Origin of the sequence: Pantoea sp. Morm, assembly GCF_016643525.1 — a bacterium.
GTDB lineage: Bacteria > Pseudomonadota > Gammaproteobacteria > Enterobacterales > Enterobacteriaceae > Pantoea > Pantoea dispersa.
In genome coordinates this window covers 1-18,822 of record NZ_VOQX01000081.1, presented here as the reverse complement: position 1 = coordinate 18,822, position 18,822 = coordinate 1, and the positions used below count along the sequence as shown (strand labels likewise).

Here is an 18,822-nt window from a genome sequence, read left to right as displayed (position 1 = left end):
CTGTGAATTAAACTTCGTAATGAATTACGTGTTCACTCAGCAAAGACTTGATATTTTTTACGTCCGGAGACGCTGATATCAATCCTGCGAGTGCCCACACAGATTGTCTGATAAATTGTTAAAGAGCAGTGCCGCGATTTCTCAAGCGGCGCGGGATGCGTATATTACGCTTTCCGCTTTCTCAGTCAAGCATTTATTTTTGCTTTTCTGAAGGTTGCCGTTAAGGGCCACCTCACTAACAGGGCGCTTCGTAAGCCGTTGTGCCGTGTCAGTGGAGGCGCATTATAGGGAGTTCTTTCGGGCTGACAAGGGCTAAATGCAAATTAATTTTCGAGTGCTGTTTTTTTCGGCGAAAGCCCGTCAAATCGCCAGTTTTTCCAGCAGCGGGAAGCCATAACGCTGCAAAACCGGTGATAATTGCACCACTTCGTCATCCATGCGCGTACAAAATGCCACATTCTGTCCGCTGGAACGCGCCTGAGGCGCTTCGTGCTCTAATAACCAGGCGGTGCGCCGTGCAATGGCTGCGCCCGAATCCACCAGCCGGGTGCCGTCAGGCAACACCTGCTGCAGCTCTTCACGTAACAGCGGGAAATGGGTACAACCCAGCACCACGGTATCCGGCGGCTCTTTCATACGTAGCCACGGTTGCACTGCGCGACGCACATCGTCCAGCGACACCGTTTCTCCGTGCAGTTTGGCTTCCGCCAGTTCGACCAGTTCCGCCGAGCCCAGCATTTCGATTTTACATTCGCGCGCAAACTGCGCCACCAGCTCATGGGTGTAAGGCCGTTTCACCGTGCCGCGCGTGGCCAGCAGGCCGACCACGCCGTTACGCGTCAGACGGGCCGCCGGCTTAATCGCAGGCACGACGCCAACGACCGGGAACTCAAAGCGCTGACGCAATGCTGGCAGGGATACAGTACTGGCGGAGTTACAGGCGATGACCACTAACGCCAGCGGCACGCGCTGCACGATAGCCTCCACCACCGCCACGACCCGCTCAACAATGTACTCTTCGCTTTTTTCACCGTAAGGGAAGCCGGCATTATCGAAGGCATAGAGATAGTGCAGGCCCGGCAGCAGTTGCCGGACCTCATCATAGACGGAGAGCCCACCGACGCCGGAGTCAAACACCAGCACGGTGGGGCGCAGATCAGAAGCTGTAGCTGGCGCTGAGATAGTACTCCGTTCCTGGAGTTTGATAGCCATACACTGTCTCGTAGTCTTTATCGAACAGGTTGGCAATTCTACCACGAACGGTGAGCTGTGATGTGACCGGATACGAAACTGCCAGATCCCATAAACTTACACCGCCCAGTTTGACGCGCTGCGGGGTAAAGGAGTGGTTGTAATCCGTATCATAGCGATCGCCGAGATAATGATAGGTCAGTGACCAGTCAAACTCATAAATCGTCCAGTCGAGCTGGTATTTCACCTGCTGCTTCGCACGGCGCACCAGCGGTTGATCGGTTTCAGCATCGCGCGCATCAACATAATCGTAAGAAATCTGATGGCTAAGCGGACCGGTATCGAACGACGCCGTGGCTTCTACGCCCTTAATGCGCGCTTTATCGATGTTGTAATAGATATAGGTGGTGGGATCGCTATCAATCAGATTATCGATATCGTTACGATAACCGGATACGCGCCAGTTTACCGGCCCGGTCAGGCCAGAGAAGCCCGCTTCCCACTGTTTACTCTCTTCCGGCTTCAGGTCGCTGTTGCCATAAGAACCATACAACTGGCCGAGACGAGGCGCTTTATACGCCGTCGCGTAATTGGCAAACACGCTATAGCCATCAACAAACGCCCATGACGCCCCGCCCTGCCAGGTGCCGTGCCAGCCAAACTGGCTGTTGTCGTCACCGCGTACCGCGCCTTCCAGCGTTACGCTGCCCAGCTGCTGCTGGGTGGTGGCATAGATGCCGGTGTTACGCAGTTCGGTGCTGTCAGCCACGTAAGCGGTGCCGGGTTCCGTGGTCTGTTTCTGCCAGTCCACGCCCGCGCTTACGCTGCCCTGCGCCACCTGCAACGTATTGCCCCACTGCACATTGTACTGCTTGCTGTCATCCAGCGTGGTCGACGGGCCGTAGCGGCCTGTACGCGGATCATAGTTATAGTCTTTGCTGCGGCTGTAGCTGGCGATCAGCTGCGTCGAATAAATGTCGTTGCTGTAACGCAGGCCGCTGTCCCAGGTCTGGCTGTAGAGCTGGCGGGTATCGTTTAATCCGTTGATGTTGAAACTGTTATCGTAGCTGTAGGTGCCATCGTAGGCCGTACGGTTGTCAAAACCGTAGCCGCGGACAAAGCCGCTCAGCCCGTCACTGAACTGGTGCTCCAGCGCGCCATACAGCGTCTTGTTCATGAAGCCATCGCGATCTTTCTGCGCCGGATCGCCATACACATCCGGCAGGTTTGCCACCACATCATAGCCGCGCGTATAGGTGTAGTTGCCCGCCATGGTCAGCGTCGTGGCTGCGCCCAGCTGCTGCTGGGTAGAACCTTCATAGTTTTGATAGCCTTTCGAGCCCACGCCCGCGCTCAGCGTCGTGCCCGGCTTATCACGACCGGTGATGATGTTCACCACGCCGCCAATCGCATCGGAGCCATACACCGCCGAGCGCGCACCGCGCACATATTCGATGCGCTGGACCAGAGAAAGCGGAATCTGGCTTAAATCAGACGATCCGGACACACCCGCCTGGTTTAGCCGGATACCGTCGATGAGTATAAGTACGTGGCTGGAGTTGGTGCCGCGCACAAACAGTGAACTCAGCTGGCCGAGGCCACCGTTTTGCGCGATGTCCACGCCAGGCAGGCGACGCATGACGTCCGTCAGGCTTTTAGCCTGCCAGCGATCGATATCGTCGCGGGTCACGACTGTCGTCGGCGCGAGAAAGGAGGAAACCGGCTGCAAAAACCGGTTGGCGGTAACGATTTGCGTATCATCATTCTGCTGCGCGTAGCCAGATTGCGCCCAGAGCGACAACGCCGTTGCACTAAAGGCAAACAGCGAAGCGTGTGTTGTTTTCATTGTTATAGCATCCAAAAGACGAAGCAGGATGCCGCAGGTCCGGGATCGATAGCACGCGATGATCTCAGAAGTTGCGACGTCACACCGGCAGGTCTTCGGGCTGGGAATCATAAGTGGTGAAGACTTCCCATCCGCGAGGACAGTGTCTGCAATTGCGATCACCACGACATTCTTTTACCGCTGCGCGTCAGCTCCAGATTCACACTGGATTCCCTTTTAACTCAAGGAGGCCGGCAGCCGCAGTCTACGTTTAAGAAGGCCGGAAATCCAGACTGCCAGCCTTCCTGCACTGTCCGGGACTGGACATCAGCAGGTGAATGCCTACAATCGCCCGGCAGGCAGGCTTAACACCAGGATTGAAGATGACACCCGAACAACTCCCGATTGAACAATACGACGCGCAACTGGCGGAAAAAGTCAGCCGCTTACAGGCGATGATGGCCCCCTACGCAGCGCCCGACGTGGAGGTGTTCCGCTCGCCGGTCAGCCACTATCGTATGCGCGCCGAATTCCGCATCTGGCACGACGGTGACGATCTTTATCACATCATCTTCGATCAAGAGACCAAACAGCGTATCCGCGTCGATCAGTTTCCGGCGGCCAGCCAGTTGATCAACACGCTGATGCCAAAGTTGATCGCCGCGATCCGCGATAATCGCGCGCTGCGTTTTAAACTGTTCCAGATCGATTATCTCTCCACCCTCAGCAACCAGATCGTGATCTCGCTGCTGTATCACCGCAAGCTGGAAGCCGACTGGACCGAAGCCGCGACTGCGCTGCGCGATAGCCTGCGTGCAGAAGGGTTTGATGTGCAGCTGATTGGCCGTGCCACGAAAACCAAAATCTGCCTCGATCGCGATTACGTCGATGAGCGCCTGCCGGTAGCCGGTCAGGAGATGATCTATCGTCAGGTGGAGAACAGCTTCACCCAACCGAATGCGGCGATGAATATTCAGATGCTGGAGTGGGCGCTGGACGTGACGCAAGATTCGCGCGGCGATCTGCTGGAGCTGTACTGTGGCAATGGCAACTTTTCGCTGGCGCTGGCGCGTAACTTCCGCCGCGTACTGGCGACGGAAATCGCCAAACCGTCGGTGGCTTCGGCGCAGTACAACATCGCGGCCAACCACATCGACAACGTGCAAATTATTCGTATGGCAGCCGAAGAGTTTACCCAGGCGATGAACGGCGTGCGCAGCTTTAACCGTCTGGAAGGCATCGATCTCAATAGCTATCAGTGCGAGACCATCTTTGTCGATCCGCCGCGCAGCGGGCTGGATGACGAGACGGTGAAGATGGTGCAGGCCTATCCGCGTATTCTCTATATTTCCTGTAATCCGCAGACGCTGTGCGACAACCTCAGCGTACTGAGTGCCACGCATAACATCACGCGGCTGGCGCTGTTTGACCAGTTCCCTTACACCCACCATATGGAATGCGGTGTGTTACTGACGCGAAAAGCCTGAAAAAAACGGGAACCCTGCGGTTCCCGTGATTGTTTTCAGTGCTTGTTCTTGCTGCGGCGGAAGCGCATGGCGATCCAGAACACCAGCGCCACCATCAGAATGGTCGGGATGAAGTTAGACCCGATATCCGGATATTCGGCACGCACCAGCGCGCTGTACACCAGAATCCCCAGCAGAAAAAATGCCGCCGCCAGCGAAGGCATGCCGTCCGGCATATTACGGTTGAGATAGCGCTGATGCAGACACCACGCGGCAAGGCCAAGGGCGATCAGCGGGAAAATCGAAAAGGGAACAAAGGTGCTGAACAGCACCGAAAAGGAGCCGTTGATAGCTAAACCGGTGATAAAAGCCAGTAACAGCGTTCCTTTATCGCGAGGGTTTTGCTCAATCATTTCATTATCCTTATCACATTACTCTTCGGGGGTTTCCAGGGTAACCGCCAGGCGCTCTTGCTCCCGGCGATACCAGTAATACGCGCCTTTGGCGATCATTCGCAGCTGCAGCACCAGACGCTCTTCCAGTTTGCGCCGCTGTTCGATATCCACATCCAGCGCTTCCGCGCCGGCGCTGAACACAATCGTCACCATAGCTTCCGCCTGCGCTTCGGTAAAGCTGCGCGGCATGCGGTTTTCCAGCTCAAGGTAGTCGGCCAGTTCAGCAATAAAGTGCTGAATCTCCCGCGCGACCGCCGCACGAAAAGCCGCTGAGGTGCCGGAGCGCTCGCGTAGTAAGAGACGAAAAGCGTTGGGATTGTTCCCGATGAACTCCATAAACGTGGCGACCGAGGTTTTAATGATGCTGCCGCCTTTGGCAATGCGCTGGCGCGCCTGGCGCATCAGCTGGCGCAGCATCAGGCCACTTTCATCGACCATCGTCAGGCCGAGTTCATCCACATCGCGAAAGTGACGGTAAAACGAGGTCGGTGCAATGCCGGCTTCGCGTGCCACTTCGCGTAAACTCAGGCTGGCAAAACTCCTTTCTGCACTTAACTGACTGAATGCCGCTTCAATCAGTGAACGTCGTGTACGTTCTTTTTGTTGCGCTCGAACGCCCATTTTCCCGGCCTTGTGAGTAATCAGGCAGGCACTATAACAAACTTTTCAGCGTACAGCGGCGCAAAGTTTGTGACCGCCTGTTAACCTCACTGATTGTCAAACTTTGCCAATTTACGCTGTTAGAATTCAGATGTGCGCGGCGAGATGTTAGAATCTCGTTGTAAAAATGTATAGAAACATAGGACGTACTGGTATGCAAAAGTCTTACGATTACGATGCCATTGTGATTGGCTCCGGTCCGGGCGGCGAAGGTGCGGCGATGGGGCTGGTGAAGCAGGGAGCGCGCATTGCAGTGATCGAACGCTACCACAACATCGGCGGCGGTTGTACTCACTGGGGAACCATCCCTTCCAAAGCTCTGCGTCACGCTGTCAGCCGTATCATCGAGTTCAATCAAAACCCTCTTTATAGCGATCACACCCGCCTCCTGCGCTCCTCGTTCGCCGACATTCTGAATCATACTGAGAACGTCATCAGCCAGCAGACTGCCATGCGTCAGGGCTTTTACGAGCGTAACCGCTGTGAGCTTTATCAGGGCGACGCCCATTTTGTTGATGCCAACACCATCGAAGTGGAACAGCCAGACGGCACGCGGGAGCGCTTAACCGCAGAGAAGTTTGTCATCGCCTGTGGTTCCCGCCCGTATCACCCGGCGGACGTCGATTTTACCCATCCGCGCATTTACGACTCCGACTCCATCCTCAACCTGCATCATGAACCCGGCCACGTCATCATTTATGGTGCGGGCGTGATTGGCTGTGAATATGCGTCGATTTTCCGCGGTCTTAACGTCAAGGTTGACCTGATCAACACCCGCGATCGCCTGCTGGCGTTCCTCGATCAGGAGATGTCTGATTCGCTCTCTTATCACTTCTGGAACAGCGGCGTGGTGATTCGTCACAACGAAGAGTTTGAGAAGATTGAAGGTGTCAGCGATGGCGTCATCATGCACCTCAAGTCCGGCAAAAAGGTCAAAGCCGATTGCCTGCTGTACGCTAACGGCCGTACCGGTAATACCGATTCACTGGCGCTGGAAAACGTCGGGCTGGAAGCCGATGGCCGTGGACTGCTGAAAGTGAACAGCATGTATCAGACCGCACAGCCGCATATCTATGCGGTGGGCGACGTGATTGGCTACCCGAGCCTGGCCTCTGCCGCTTACGATCAGGGCCGCATTGCCGCGCAGGCGATCATCAAAGGGGAAGCCACCGCGCACCTGATTGAAGATATCCCAACCGGGATTTACACCATTCCGGAAATCAGCTCCGTCGGCAAAACCGAACAGCAGCTGACGGCGATGAAAGTGCCGTATGAAGTGGGCCGTGCACAGTTTAAGCATCTGGCACGCGCGCAGATTGTCGGCATGCACGTCGGCAGCCTGAAGATCCTGTTCCACCGCGAAACCAAAGAGATTCTGGGTATTCACTGCTTTGGCGAGCGTGCGGCGGAGATCATTCACATCGGCCAGGCCATCATGGAGCAGAAGAACGGCGGTAACACGATTGAGTATTTCGTGAACACTACCTTCAACTACCCCACCATGGCCGAAGCCTACCGCGTGGCGGCGTTAAACGGCTTAAACCGCCTGTTTTAACGAACGGTCCAGGTAACCCTGCATGTGGGTTTTAATTGCTTCTGCCAGCTGCTCATAGCGGCTGCGCAGAGGCGATCCCGGACGATACACCAGCGCGATGGTGCGCTGCGGCACCGGTTTATAACACGGCAGATAGCACACGCCATCACGCACGCGCTCATTCGGTACCGCCAGCGACGGCAGCAAAGTAATACCGCTGCCGGCTGCTACCATGTTGCGCAGCGTTTCCAGACTGGTCGCGCGGAAATGGGTATCTTCATCAGCGCCGGCTTCGAAGCAGAAGCCCATCGCCTGATCGCGCAGACAGTGACCATCTTCCAGCATCAGCAGTTTCTCACCGGCCAGATCCGACATCGGCACACGATCGCGATCGTGCCACGGGTGATCCTGATAGATCGCCAGCTTCATCGGCTCATCAAACAGCGGCACTTCAATAAAAGCTTCGCTCTCTTTTACCAGCGCCAGAATCGCGCAGTCGAGCTTACCGCTGTCGAGCTGCGCCAGCAGCTGCTGCGTTTGCGCCTCGTGCAGATACATCTCGAGTTTCGGGAAGGTCTGATGCAGCATCGGAATAATATGCGGCAGCAGATAGGGACCGGTGGTCGGAATCAGACCAATGTGCAGCGGCCCGGACATAGTTTCGCCCTGCTGGCTGGCCATCTCCTTCAGTACTTTGACTTCACGCAGCACGGTTCGCGCCTGATCCACCAGCAGCAGCCCAGCCTGCGTAAACAGCACCTTACGGCTGGTCCGTTCCAGCAGCATCACACCCAGTTCATCTTCCAGCTTGCGAATCTGCCCGCTCAGGGTCGGCTGGCTGACGTGACAGGCATCAGCGGCACGACGAAAGTGGCGATGTTCCGCCAGCGAAACCAGATATTCCAGATCACGAATGTTCATTGATAGCCTCCAAACCACGATAGCCCGTGGCGATAGATAGAATAGCAATGAACGATTAGCCCTATCAAGCGGTGAACAGGAATAATACCGGCCATCTGATTAAGACCACAGATTGTTAAAGCGGCTAACGCAGACACGCAACAACAACAATCTGGAGCAGCACCTGCAACCTGCTCACGAAATCACTGAGTTGGCCGGGAGTGCCAGCCCTTTGATGATGTGCCTATAACTATATGTAATTCCGAAGCTAGAGGTTGGCGGGCTACTTAAAGCCCGCTTTTTTTTGCCTCTGCATCACAGTGGCACATCATCCAGCAACTGCTGCAAATCCTGCTCCGTCAGCACCAGGGAGTGGCCGACGATACCGGACTGCGTCAGCTCCTGCTGCAGATCGTCATTATTCAGCACCAGCTCATACTGCTGCGTGGCCGGGTTAAGCTCCGCGTCCTGGAACAGGTTAACCGGCACGCTGGCCAGCAGGTCGTGCAGATGCAGGCCGCTGAGCGCCTCCGGCCGGGCCACGTCTTCCGTAACATCATCCGCGACGATCAGGCTGACCGGCGCACTGACATTCCCTGCGCCGCATGTCACCACGATCTGATGCTCGCCAGCGGCCAGCGCATGAGACGGCGTAAAGGTCCATTTGTGATCGCTATCGACCAGCGCACTGCCGAGCGGCTCATCGTTATCAAACAGCTCAACCCGGCTGCCGGGCTGGCCTTTACCGGAAAAGGTCGGCTGGGTTTGCGTGGTGCTCTCTTCCGGCCAGATAAACTGCGCGCCGCTGTGCATCGCGGTTAGCGTGACCGGCACAAAACCGGCGTCTTCGACGATCAGCGTGAAGGGCGCGCTGGCGCTCTGCGGCATTGCCGCCACCTGTGCCATGAACTGATGACTCCCGCCTGCCAGCGTGGCAGGCAGCGTAAAACTGAAGTAGCCGGTCTGAGCATCGCTGAGCGTGCTGCCCACTAACTCGCCGTTATGGTAACACTCAAGCGTGACGCCACGGCCGGCATAGCCGTTCAGCGCAGGGCGCGTATCGCGGGTGATTTCGCCATCGACAATAAAACCGCCGTCATTCACCGAGGCGGAATCGAAGGTGACAGGAACCTGGTTTTCAACGGCCGGCTCCAGAGGAAAGAAAGGGTAGCCAAAGCGTGAAGTGCTCATTTATGTTCTCCAAATTAACTGCGAGCACACTTTAAGAACTCTTCACGCCAGGCCGATCAAGAATTGTCTCTTTTTTGCGAAAGAAATTTCCTGGCGCGCATTACGCCAGGTTTAAGCGCTGCTTCGCTTCGCCGATCGCCAGCGCTACCTGCTGGGGTGCCACGCCGCCGCGCGCGTTACGCTTATCGAGACAAGACTGCAGCGACAGCACCGGATAAACATCTTCCCCGATCGCCGCGCTAAACTGCTTAAGCTGCGCCAGACTTAATGCTTCCAGCGCGACGCCTTGTTTGATCGCTTCCACCACGGTTTCGCCGACGATATGGTGCGCTTCGCGGAACGGCAGGCCTTTGGCTACCAGATAATCGGCCAGTTCGGTCGAGTTAGCGTAACCCTGCTCGGCGGCTTCCTGACAGCGCGGACGCTTCACCTGAATGCCATCCAGCACCAGCGCTGACATATGCAGGCAGTCAAGCCAGGTATCGAGCGCATCGAACAGCCCTTCTTTGTCTTCCTGCATATCTTTGTTGTACGCCAGCGGCAGCCCTTTCAGCGTCATCATCATGCCGGTCAGTGCGCCCTGCACGCGACCGCACTTGCCGCGGATCAGCTCCAGCGCGTCCGGATTTTTCTTCTGCGGCATCAGCGATGAGCCCGACGTCACTTTATCGGACAGCTCAATAAAGCCGGCTTCACCGGTGTTGAAGAAGATCATGTCTTCAGCGAAGCGCGACAGGTGCACCATGCCAATCGAGGCATCAGACAGCAGCTCCAGCACGTGATCGCGGTCTGACACGGTATCCAGGCTGTTACGCGTGGCAGAGGCGAAGCCGAGCCAGCCGGCCAGCTGCTCACGGTCGATCTCATAAGCAGTGCCGGCCAGCGCGCCGCAGCCCAGCGGGCTGACGTCCAGCCGCTTCAGCGTATCCTGCAGACGGCTCTCGTCGCGCGCCAGCATCTCAACGTAGGCCAGACACCAGTGGGCAAACGTCACCGGCTGCGCCCGCTGCAGGTGGGTGTAGCCCGGCATCACGGCATCCTGATTGGCTTCAGCCGTGGCTACCAGCGCTGACTGCAGCTCGCGCGTGGCTTCCAGCAGCAGTGCCACCTGCGTTTTACACCACAGTTTGAGATCGGTCGCCACCTGGTCGTTACGGCTGCGCCCGGTGTGCAGCTTTTTGCCCAGCGCGCCGACTTTGTCGATCAGCTTGCCTTCCACCCAGCTGTGAATATCCTCGGCATCGCTCTGCAGAATCTGCTGCGGATTGGCGCGAACCTCTTCCAGCAGCGCATTCAGCGCGGCTTCCAGCTGCTGCTGCTCTTCACTGCTCAGCACGTTTACCGTGACCAGCGCTTTTGACCAGGCCACCGAACCGATGATGTCCTGCTCCGCCAGGCGGTAGTCAAACCGCAGTGAGTCGTTGAACTGTTTAAACCGTTGATCTGCCGCCTGCGAAAAACGTCCGCCCCAAAGTGCCATCTGTTTGCTCCTGAATCTGTTAAACAAAGGGCGGCCCGAAGCCGCCCCTGCAAAATATGTCGCCTGCCGCCGGTATTACTTCTTCTGCTCGTTCAGCGCGCGAATGCGTGAAGAGAGCGAGAACAGACGGATAAAGCCGCCTGCGTGACGGTGATCGTACACTTCGTCTTCGCCGAAGGTGGCAAACTCTTCTGAGTACAGGCTGTTCGCCGATTTTTTCTGGATCGCCGTGGCCTGGCCTTTGTACAGCTGCAGTACCACTTCACCGTTCACCAGCTCTGCCAGCGATGCGGCAGCGGCCTGGATTGACTGACGCAGCGGTGCGAACCAGCGGCCGTCATACACCACGTAAGACATCTCCTGACCCAGCTGTTCACGCCATTTGAAGCTGTCGCGATCCAGTACCAGCTGCTCAACCGCACGCAGCGCGTTGACCATGATGGTGCCGCCCGGGGTTTCGTAGCAGCCGCGTGATTTGATGCCCACCAGACGGTTTTCCACGATATCAATCCGGCCTACGCCGTGTTTCGCTCCCAGCGCATTGAGTTTTTCCAGACACTGGAACGGGCTCAGTTTTTCACCGTTCACCGCGACAACCTGGCCTTTCTCCACGCTGACGGTGACGTTTTCTGGCTGATCCGGCGCTTCCAGCGGATCGACGGTCCACACCCAGCAATCTTTGTTTGGCGCATTCCACGGGCTCTCCAGCACGCCACCTTCGGTCGAGATGTGCCAGGCGTTCTCATCACGGCTGTAGATTTTTTCCAGCGACGCGGTGGTCGGGATATTGCGCTCTTTCAGGTAATCCAGCAGCGCTTCACGCGAACGCAGGTTCCACTCACGCCATGGCGCCACCACTTTAAGCTGCGGTGCCAGCGCGGTATAGGTGGTTTCGAAACGCACCTGATCGTTGCCTTTACCGGTTGCGCCGTGGCACAGCGCGTCTGCGCCCACTTTCAGCGCCAGTTCAACCTGCGCTTTGGCGATGATAGGACGCGCCATTGAGGTGCCCAGCAGATAGGTGCCTTCGTACAGCGCACCGGTCTGCAGCACCGGGTAAACGTATTCGCTGATAAACTCTTCACGCAGATCGACCACGTGGCACTCAGACGCGCCCGACTGCAGCGCTTTCTTCTCTACGCCTTCCAGATCGGCCGGATCCTGACCAATGTTGGCCACGAACGCCACCACTTCACAACCACCGTAGTTCTCTTTCAGCCAGGGAATGATGGCCGAGGTATCCAGACCGCCCGAGTAAGCCAGAACGATTTTTTTGATGTTTTGCGTGCTCATGTCGTAATCCTTGATTATGCGAGAATCCGGGTGCCAATCGACACGCCGTTGAAAAGGGTTGGCAGCTGTTCAGCATGACGCCAGCTGGCGATATCCACCGGGCGGCCCAGCGTACGCGCCGCGTCGAGCGCCGCATGCACTTTCACAATCATGCCATCGGTAATAATGCCCTGGGCAATCAGCTGCTCGGCTTTGGCTGCAGTCATCTCGGCGATGCGCTGACCTTTGCCGTCGAGAATACCGCTGACGTCCGACAGCAGCACCAGATCGGCACCGATCGTCGCCGCCAGCGCGGTCGCGGCCTGGTCGGCGTTGACGTTCATCAGTTCGCCGCCGTCGGTGATGCCAATCGAGCTGATCACCGGCATATAGCCTGCATCCAGCAGCGTATTGAGCAGCTGCGGATTACCCGGCGTGGCGTTGCCAACATGCCCCAGTTCCTCATCGAACTGTGCCACGTTCACCAGGCCGGCATCGCCGAGGCATAAACCCACTGCGCCAATGCCGTACTTCTTCGCCCATGCCAGCAGCGTTTTGTTAGCGGTGCCGGCCAGCGCACCGGTAATAATGTCGATCTGATCGGCTGGCGTCACGCGCAAACCGTTCTTCTTTTTCACCGGCAGCGCCAGTTTCTTCATCAGCTCGTCCACCAGGCAGCCACCGCCGTGGACGATGATCAGCGGACGCTGATACTGCGTGCGGTACGCCAGCAGGGCATCAAACAGACGCGCCAGCGCTTCTTCGCTATCCAGCAGTACGCCGCCCAGCTTAATGATCAGAGGATTGCTCATGGTCAGGTTATCCGTCCGTTAAATCAGAGACAGCGTTTCGGGGAAGCCGAAACGAATATTGAGACACTGCACCGCCTGTGAGGAGGCGCCTTTCAGCAGGTTGTCTTCCGCTGCGACAACAATCAGGTGCTCGCCCTGCACGGCAAAGCCGATATCGCAGAACGGCAGGCCAACCACCGCTTTCAGCGCCGGTACGCCTTTGTCGTACAGCCGCACCAGCGGTTTGTCGTGGTAGGCGCTGTGGAACGCCGCCGCCACATCCTGCTGGCTCACGCCGGCGTTCAGACGACAGGTGATGGTTTCCAGAATGCCGCGCGGGAAATTACCGAGATGCGGCGTGAAGATCACCGGCGTGCCGAGATGGGCCACAATCTCCGGATGGTGACGGTGATTGAAAAGGCCGTACGGCTGCAGGCTGACTTCACAGAAGCTGGTGGTGACGCTGGCTTTACGTCCGGCACCGCTGACGCCGCTGGTGGCATTGATGACCGGCCACTGAGCCGGATTAAGCAGGCCAGCCTTAATCAGCGGCTTAAGCGCCAGCTGCGCGGCGGTCGGATAGCAACCCGGCACCGCCACCAGCTGCGCGTCTTTAATCTGCTCGTGGTTCCATTCGGCCAGGCCGTAAACAGCTTTGTCGAGCCACGCCTGGTGCTGATGGCTGAAACCGTAATACTGTTGATAAAAGCCGTCGTCGTTAACGCGGAACGCACCTGAGAGGTCGAACACCACGCAGCCGGCTTTCAGGAATTCCGGGGCCAGATCGTGGCTGACTTCGTGTGCGGTGGCGAGGAACACCACATCGACCTTGCCGGCCCACTCTGCGGCGTCACCCAGCGGCTGCAATGGCAAATCGACCCTGCCTTTCAGCTGCGGATGGAGATCGGAGAGTAACTTTCCGGCATCCGGGCTTTGCGCTGAAACCGCCAAAGCGGTTATGTTCATATGCGGGTGGCGATTCAGGTAGGTGGCAAGCTCTACGCCAGCATAACCACTGGCACCAACGATCAGCGTATTCAACATCAGGCTGTATACCTTATTACAGTCACACGTATCGGGTCGCGGCATTGCCCCGTTGCCCACGATGCCGTTTGCAGCTTTTTTCAGTTCACATGCAGACGACGTTAATGTATTTTTATTCACTATTAATGCATTAATATTGATACATCCTAACCCAGGGACCGTCAACAGTGAAGACAAAAATTCCACCTTTTATCGAACTCTACCGCCAGCTGATTGCAACACCGTCGATCAGCGCCACCGACAGCGCGCTGGATCAGAGCAATGAAACTTTAATCAATTTGCTGGCGGGCTGGTTCCGCGATCTCGGCTTCAGCGTGGAAGTCCAGCCGGTGCCGGGCACGCGCCACAAATTCAACCTGCTGGCGCGCAGCGGCAGCGGCGCAGGTGGCCTGCTGCTGGCGGGCCATACCGACACCGTGCCGTACGACGACGGCCGCTGGACGCGCGATCCCTTCACCCTGACCGAACACGACAACAAGCTGTACGGCTTAGGCACCGCCGACATGAAAGGCTTCTTTGCCTTTATTCTTGATGCGCTGCGTGACGTTGACGTGACGAAGCTCAGCAAACCGCTGTACATCCTTGCCACCGCCGATGAAGAGACCACGATGGCCGGCGCGAAATACTTCTCTGAATCGACCCAGCTGCGGCCGGACTGCGCCATCATCGGCGAACCGACGTCGCTGAAACCGGTGCGCGCCCACAAAGGCCATCTGTCGCACGCCATCCGCATTCAGGGTCAGTCCGGTCATTCCAGCGATCCGGCGCGCGGCGTGAACGCGATCGAGCTGATGCATGAATCCATTACTCAGCTGATGCAGCTGCGTAATACGCTGAAAGAGCGCTATCACCACGACGGCTTCGCCATTCCGTATCCGACCATGAACTTTGGCCATATCCACGGCGGCGACGCGGCGAACCGCATCTGCGCCTGCTGTGAGCTGCATATGGATATCCGTCCGCTGCCGGGACTGACGCTGAGCGATCTCGACGGTTTACTCAATGAAGCGCTGGCACCGGTGAGCGCGCGCTGGCCGGGCCGTCTGACTGTCGGTGAGCTGCATCCGCCGATTCCCGGCTACGAATGCCCGGCCGATCATGAACTGGTCAAAGTGGTGGAGAAGCTGCTGGGCGTGCCGACAGAAGTGGTGAATTACTGCACCGAAGCGCCGTTTATCCAGCAATTGTGCCCGACGCTGGTGTTAGGGCCTGGATCCATCAATCAGGCGCATCAGCCAGACGAGTTTATTGATACCGCATTTATTAAGCCGACTCATGCGCTTATCACTCAGGTTGTGCAGCATTTTTGCCATTGATGATTAAAAGATGGGGCATTTCACTGCGAAATCAGCAAATTGCCCCGTCATTATCCGGGATTTGATAATAAGAATAACTTATCCCACCTCCTGTCAATTAAATTCGATGAATTTCCGATAGTTAGCAGCACGATACCGGCAATTTAAGTCAATTGACGAACAGGAAGAACCGTGGCTAGATAAAAGACGATGTTATGCCCGTTGGGTATAGAGGTTTTATATTTAAGACGATAAGGGTGTCAGGGTCACATGAACGAACAATATTCCGCAATGCGAAGTAATGTCAGTATGCTCGGCAAACTGCTCGGGGATACGATAAAGGATGCACTGGGAGAGAACATCCTCGATCGGGTGGAGACCATCCGCAAGCTCTCTAAGTCATCCCGTGCAGGAAATGACACTCATCGTAAGGAACTGCTCTCCACGCTGCAAAACCTGTCTAACGACGAGCTGCTGCCGGTGGCACGCGCGTTCAGCCAGTTCCTTAACCTCACCAACGTGGCAGAGCAGTATCAAACCATTTCGCGCAGCGGCGACGGTGCTAACCATCCGGAGCTGCTGAAAAAGACCTTCGAGCGCCTGAAGCAGCAGAGCGATCTCAGCGAGCCGGCCATCCGCCAGGCGATTGAGGAGCTGTCGCTGGAGCTGGTGCTCACCGCCCACCCGACCGAGATTACCCGCCGCACGCTGATCCACAAGCTGGGCGAAGTGAACAGCTGTCTGCAACAGCTCGACCACAGCGACATCACCGACTACGAACGCAACCAGGTCATGCGCCGTCTGCGTCAGCTGGTGGCGCAGGCGTGGCACACCGATGAGATCCGTAAATATCGCCCGACGCCGGTAGATGAAGCCAAATGGGGCTTCGCGGTGGTGGAGAACAGCCTGTGGGAAGGCGTACCGGCGTTTCTGCGCGAGCTGAACCAGCAGGTGGAAGAGAGCTTCGGCATCCAGCTGCCGGTGGATTTTGTGCCCATCAAATTTACCTCGTGGATGGGCGGCGACCGTGACGGTAACCCGAACGTCACCGCACCGATTACCCGCCACGTGATGCAGCTAAGCCGCTGGAAAGCCGCCGACCTGTTCCTGCGCGACATCGGCGTGCTGGTGTCCGAGCTGTCAATGTCCGAGTGCAGCGACGAAGTGCGCGAACTGTGTGGCGATGCGGAGGCGCTGGAGCCGTATCGTGTAATTCTGAAACGTATCCGCAGCCAGCTGATGAGCACCCAGAGCTATCTGGAGCGCCGCCTGAAGGGTGAGCGCCTGCCGCGCCCGGCCGATCTGCTGGTCTCTAACGATCAACTGTGGCAGCCGCTGTTTGCTATTTACCAGTCGCTGCAGCAGTGCGGCATGGGCATTATCGCCAACGGCCAGCTGCTGGATACGCTGCGCCGCGTGAAGTGCTTCGGCGTGCCGCTGGTGCGTATCGATATCCGTCAGGAGAGCACCCGCCACACCGAAGCGATTGCCGAAGTGACGCGCTATCTCGGACTGGGCGACTATGAAAGCTGGTCAGAAGCCGACAAGCAGGCGTTCCTGATCCGTGAACTGAATTCCAAGCGGCCGCTGCTGCCGCGGCAGTGGGAGCCCAGCGACAACACGCGTGAAGTGCTGGATACCTGCAAAGTGGCGGCAGAAGCGCCGCAGGGCTCGATTGCCGCCTATGTGATTTCGATGGCCAAAACGCCGTCTGACGTGCTGGCGGTGCATCTGCTGCTGAAAGAGGCCGGCATCCCTTACGCAATGCCGGTGGCGCCGCTGTTTGAAACCCTCGACGACCTCAACAACGCCAATGACGTGATGAGCCAGCTGCTGAATATCGACTGGTATCGCGGCTTCATCAACGGCAAACAGATGGTGATGATTGGCTATTCCGACTCGGCAAAAGATGCCGGCGTGATGGCAGCCAGCTGGGCGCAGTATCAGGCCCAGGATGCGCTGATAAAAACCTGCGACAAAGCCGGCATTACCCTGACGCTGTTCCACGGACGCGGCGGTTCGATTGGCCGCGGTGGCGCACCGGCGCATGCAGCCCTGCTGTCACAGCCGCCGGGCAGCCTGAAAGGCGGCCTGCGCGTGACCGAACAGGGCGAAATGATTCGCTTCAAATATGGCCTGCCGGAAGTCACCATCGCCAGCCTGTCGCTTTACACCGGGGCGATTCTGGAAGCCAACCTGCTGCCACCGCCAGAACCAAAACGCGAATGGCAGGAGATCATGAACGGCCTGTCAGCCTATTCGTGCGCCATGTACCGTGGCTATGTGCGTGAAAATCCGGACTTCGTACCCTACTTCCGCTCGGCGACGCCAGAGCAGGAGCTGGGTAAATTGCCGCTCGGATCGCGTCCGGCGAAACGGCGTCCGACCGGCGGCGTAGAGTCGCTGCGCGCCATTCCGTGGATCTTCGCCTGGACGCAGAACCGCCTGATGCTGCCCGCGTGGCTGGGTGCCGGCGCGGCGCTGCAGAAAGCGATGGACGAAGGCCATCAGGATCAGCTGGAAACCATGTGCAGCGAATGGCCGTTCTTCGCCACGCGCCTCGGCATGCTGGAGATGGTGTTCTCGAAGGCTGACCTGTGGCTGGCGGAGTATTACGATCAGCGTCTGGTGGATAAATCGCTGTGGCCGCTCGGCAAACAGCTGCGCGATCAGCTCGATGCCGACATCAAAGCGGTGCTGACCATCGCGAACGATGCGCATCTGATGGCGGACCAGCCGTGGATCGCCGAATCCATCGCGTTGCGTAACGTCTACACCGATCCGCTCAACGTGCTGCAGGCGGAACTGCTGCAGCGTGCGCGTGCGCAGGAAGAGCGCGGCGATGAACCTGATGCGCGCGTAGAACAGGCGCTGATGGTCACTATCGCTGGCGTTGCGGCCGGCATGCGTAACACCGGCTAACGGCTGGCGGCGCATCACGCATCACAGCAAGAAGGGGGCCCTGAGGCCCCCTTCTCTTTTATCCTTTCACGCTTATGCCGCCAGCGTCGGGCGAACACCCAGCGTGTGGCAGATGGCGTAGCTCATCTCGGCGCGGTTCAGCGTGTAGAAATGAAAGTCCTTCACCCCTTCGCGCGACAGGATTTTCACCATGTCCATGGCGATGTTGGCACCGACCATTTTGCGCGTTTCCGCATCATCATCCAGCCCGTCAAACATGGCGTTCATCCAGCCCGGTACGCGCACGTTGGTCATGGTGGCGAAACGCTGCAGCTGTTTAAAGTTGGAGACCGGCAGAATGCCCGGCACGATCTCCACGTCGATACCGGTGGCCACGCAGCGATCGCGAAAGCGCAGATAGCTCTCCACGTCGAAGAAAAACTGGGTAATCGCGCGACTGGCACCGGCATCAATTTTTCGCTTCAGGTTGATCAGATCTGCCTGCGCACTCTTCGCTTCCGGATGCACTTCGGGATAGGCCGCTACCGAGATATCAAAATCACCGACCTCTTTCAGCAGCGACACCAGATCGCTGCCGTACATGTCTGGTTTGCCGCCGCCCGGTGGTAAATCGCCGCGCAGCGCCACGATATGGCGAATGCCGTTATTCCAGTAGTCTCGCGCAATGGCGCGCAGTTCATCGCGCGTCGCATCAATACAGGTGAGATGCGGTGCCGCTTCCAGTCCGGTGCGCTCTTTAATGCCTTTGATGATGCTGTGAGTGCGGTCGCGCTCGCCGGAGTTGGCTCCGTAAGTG

General features: G+C 57.6%; 15 protein-coding genes and 1 riboswitch. Of the genes, 4 read left to right on the top strand and 11 right to left on the bottom strand.

What is annotated here, in order from left to right:
- Positions 1–360: 360 nt before the first annotated feature.
- Complete coding sequence (murI, locus tag FT726_RS21395) at positions 361–1,212, bottom strand: glutamate racemase (RefSeq protein ID WP_040679621.1); 852 nt, start codon at positions 1,210–1,212, stop codon at positions 361–363.
- Complete coding sequence (gene btuB, locus FT726_RS21390) at positions 1,157–3,037, bottom strand: TonB-dependent vitamin B12 receptor BtuB (RefSeq protein ID WP_346303402.1); 1,881 nt, start codon at positions 3,035–3,037, stop codon at positions 1,157–1,159. Before btuB ends, murI begins: the two co-directional genes overlap by 56 nt.
- Before the next feature lie 68 nt (positions 3,038–3,105).
- Positions 3,106–3,287: riboswitch (cobalamin riboswitch) on the bottom strand.
- Between the two features lie 112 nt (positions 3,288–3,399).
- On the opposite strand from btuB, the gene trmA reads away from it, so the two are divergent.
- Complete coding sequence (gene trmA, locus FT726_RS21385) at positions 3,400–4,503, top strand: tRNA (uridine(54)-C5)-methyltransferase TrmA (RefSeq protein WP_058758135.1); 1,104 nt, start codon at positions 3,400–3,402, stop codon at positions 4,501–4,503.
- Positions 4,504–4,538: 35 nt separating this feature from the next.
- On the opposite strand, the gene FT726_RS21380 is transcribed toward trmA, so the two are convergent.
- Together FT726_RS21380 and fabR are read right to left on the bottom strand one after the other, a co-directional pair.
- The gene (locus FT726_RS21380; RefSeq protein ID WP_021506823.1) at positions 4,539–4,895 is read right to left on the bottom strand and encodes a YijD family membrane protein; all 357 of its coding nucleotides are present in this window, start codon (positions 4,893–4,895) and stop codon (positions 4,539–4,541) included.
- Positions 4,896–4,913: 18 nt separating this feature from the next.
- Positions 4,914–5,558 carry an HTH-type transcriptional repressor FabR gene (gene fabR, locus FT726_RS21375; RefSeq protein ID WP_031279587.1) on the bottom strand — a complete coding sequence of 215 codons (645 nt, stop codon included), beginning with the start codon at positions 5,556–5,558 and terminating at the stop codon, positions 4,914–4,916.
- A 193-nt stretch (positions 5,559–5,751) separates the two neighbouring features.
- On the opposite strand from fabR, the gene sthA reads away from it, so the two are divergent.
- Complete coding sequence (gene sthA / locus FT726_RS21370) at positions 5,752–7,152, top strand: Si-specific NAD(P)(+) transhydrogenase (RefSeq protein ID WP_021506825.1); 1,401 nt, start codon at positions 5,752–5,754, stop codon at positions 7,150–7,152.
- On the opposite strand, the gene oxyR is transcribed toward sthA, so the two are convergent.
- The 6 genes from oxyR to argC all read right to left on the bottom strand — a co-directional run bounded on the left by oxyR (position 7,135) and on the right by argC (position 13,809).
- The gene (gene oxyR, locus FT726_RS21365; RefSeq protein ID WP_021506826.1) at positions 7,135–8,052 is read right to left on the bottom strand and encodes a DNA-binding transcriptional regulator OxyR; all 918 of its coding nucleotides are present in this window, start codon (positions 8,050–8,052) and stop codon (positions 7,135–7,137) included. The two genes, sthA and oxyR, sit on opposite strands and share 18 nt — an antisense overlap.
- A gap of 294 nt (positions 8,053–8,346) precedes the next feature.
- A complete protein-coding gene (locus FT726_RS21360; RefSeq protein ID WP_346303401.1) occupies positions 8,347–9,222 on the bottom strand; it encodes an Ig-like domain-containing protein in 876 nt (291 codons plus the stop codon).
- Positions 9,223–9,322: 100 nt separating this feature from the next.
- Entirely contained in the window at positions 9,323–10,702 is a 1,380-nt protein-coding gene (gene argH / locus FT726_RS21355) for an argininosuccinate lyase (RefSeq protein WP_150059711.1), read from the bottom strand.
- Between the two features lie 75 nt (positions 10,703–10,777).
- Positions 10,778–11,995 carry an argininosuccinate synthase gene (locus FT726_RS21350; protein ID WP_021506829.1) on the bottom strand — a complete coding sequence of 406 codons (1,218 nt, stop codon included), beginning with the start codon at positions 11,993–11,995 and terminating at the stop codon, positions 10,778–10,780.
- Positions 11,996–12,009: 14 nt separating this feature from the next.
- A complete protein-coding gene (gene argB, locus FT726_RS21345) occupies positions 12,010–12,786 on the bottom strand; it encodes an acetylglutamate kinase (protein WP_021506830.1) in 777 nt (258 codons plus the stop codon).
- Between the two features lie 18 nt (positions 12,787–12,804).
- The gene (argC, locus tag FT726_RS21340) at positions 12,805–13,809 is read right to left on the bottom strand and encodes an N-acetyl-gamma-glutamyl-phosphate reductase (protein WP_021506831.1); all 1,005 of its coding nucleotides are present in this window, start codon (positions 13,807–13,809) and stop codon (positions 12,805–12,807) included.
- A gap of 167 nt (positions 13,810–13,976) precedes the next feature.
- On the opposite strand from argC, the gene argE reads away from it, so the two are divergent.
- Together argE and ppc are read left to right on the top strand one after the other, a co-directional pair.
- The gene (argE, locus tag FT726_RS21335; RefSeq protein ID WP_021506832.1) at positions 13,977–15,125 is read left to right on the top strand and encodes an acetylornithine deacetylase; all 1,149 of its coding nucleotides are present in this window, start codon (positions 13,977–13,979) and stop codon (positions 15,123–15,125) included.
- A 249-nt stretch (positions 15,126–15,374) separates the two neighbouring features.
- Entirely contained in the window at positions 15,375–18,026 is a 2,652-nt protein-coding gene (gene ppc / locus FT726_RS21330) for a phosphoenolpyruvate carboxylase (protein ID WP_031279588.1), read from the top strand.
- A gap of 72 nt (positions 18,027–18,098) precedes the next feature.
- Here the strand turns inward: ppc and metF are convergent.
- Positions 18,099–18,822 (bottom strand): methylenetetrahydrofolate reductase (gene metF, locus FT726_RS21325; protein WP_346303400.1); only part of this gene is annotated, 724 nt, incomplete at its 5' end.